Origin of the sequence: Curtobacterium sp. MCBD17_013, assembly GCF_003234565.1 — a bacterium.
Classification (GTDB): domain Bacteria; phylum Actinomycetota; class Actinomycetes; order Actinomycetales; family Microbacteriaceae; genus Curtobacterium.
Window position 1 is genome coordinate 1 of record NZ_QKTU01000037.1, and the last position, 1,586, is coordinate 1,586.

Annotated in this window: 1 protein-coding gene; it reads left to right on the forward strand. The window is 71.3% G+C overall.

Features of this window, described 5'->3' with window-relative positions; genetic code table 11:
- The first annotated feature begins 48 nt into the window (after positions 1 to 48).
- Positions 49 to 1,560, forward strand: a complete 1,512-nt coding sequence (locus DEI81_RS15875; protein WP_258368808.1) for a cytosine permease — start codon at positions 49 to 51, stop codon at positions 1,558 to 1,560.
- Positions 1,561 to 1,586 lie beyond the last annotated feature (26 nt).

Consider the following 1,586-nt stretch of genomic DNA (forward strand, 5'->3'; position numbering starts at 1 on the left):
CCCCTCTCCGCCCGTCCCCTCCGGCACCACCCTCCCCGAAGGAGCACCGTGAGCACCATCGACGACACGACCACGAGCCCGGCATCCGCGCTCTCGGTCGAGCGCAACGGCATCAACGAGATCGCCGAGCACGAGCGGCGCGGCAAGCCGCGCGACCTGTTCTGGCCGTGGTTCGCGGGCAACGTGAGCGTCCTCGGCGTCAGCTACGGCGCGTACGTCCTCGGGTTCGGGATCTCGTTCTGGCAGGCGACGGTCGTCGTCGTCCTCGGCGTCGTGCTGTCGTACGTGCTCTGCGGGCTCAGCGCGCTCGCCGGCAAACGAGGGTCAGCCCCGACCATGACGCTGAGCCGCAGCGTGTTCGGGGTTCGGGGGAACCGCCTCCCGTCCGTCGTGTCCTGGATCCTGACGGTCGGGTGGGAGACCTCGCTCGCCGCGGTGGCCGTGCTCGCGACCGCGACCGTGTTCGACCGCCTCGGCTGGGGCGGCGGTGTCGTGACGAAGGTGGCGGCCCTCGTCGTCGTCATCGCCCTCATCGTCCTCGGCGGCACGCTCGGGTTCGAGCTCATCATGCGCCTCCAGCGGTGGATCACGATCATCGCGGGCGTCCTCACCGTGCTCTACATCGTGTTCGCCGCGGGGCACGTCGACCTCGGGAAGGTCATGGCGATGCCGTCCGGGAACGGGCCGGCCGTGATCGGCGCGCTCCTGTTCGTCATGACGGGGTTCGGGCTCGGCTGGGTGAACGCGGCCGCCGACTACTCCCGCTACCTGCCCCGGAGCGCCTCGAGCGGCGGCGTCGTGTTCTGGACGACGTTCGGCTCGTCGCTCGGCCCCGCCGTCCTGCTCGTCTTCGGCCTGCTCGTGTCGGGGTCCTCGAAGCACCTCGAGTCCGCGATCGGGACCGACCCCGTGGGGGCGCTCGCGGGGATCCTGCCGACGTGGTTCCTCGTGCCGTTCGTCGTGACCGCGGTGCTCGGCATCGTGTCCGGCGCGATCATGGACATCTACTCGTCCGGACTCGCGCTGCTCAACGCCGGGCTCAAGGTCTCGCGGCCCGTCGCGGTCGGCGTCGACGGCGTGATCATGACGCTCGGCACGATCTACATCGTGTTCGTCTCGGGGAGCTTCATCACGGTGTTCCAGGGCTTCCTCATCACCCTCGGCGTGCCGATCGCGGCCTGGGCGGGCATCTTCATCGCGGACCTCGTGCTCCGCAAGCGGGACTACGCCGAGCGTGAGCTGTTCACGCGCCGCGGGCGGTACGGCGACGTCCGCTGGGACAGCATCGCGATCCTCGTCGTGGCCACGGCCGTGGGCTGGGGGCTCGTCACGAACACCGCCGCGGGCTGGCTGTCCTGGCAGGGGTACCTGCTCGGCCCGTTCGGACTCGGCGGGACCCAGGGCGCCTGGGCGTACGCGAACCTCGGCGTGGTCGTCGCGCTCGTGATCGGGTTCCTCGGCACGTTCCTGACCGGCCGCGGCGCGGTGTCCCGCCAGGAGCAGGCCCCGGCCGTCCCGGTCGACGTCGACGAGACGGACCCGAGGGTCATCGCCGAGTAGCCGCCCCCCGCCCCCCGCACCAGCCC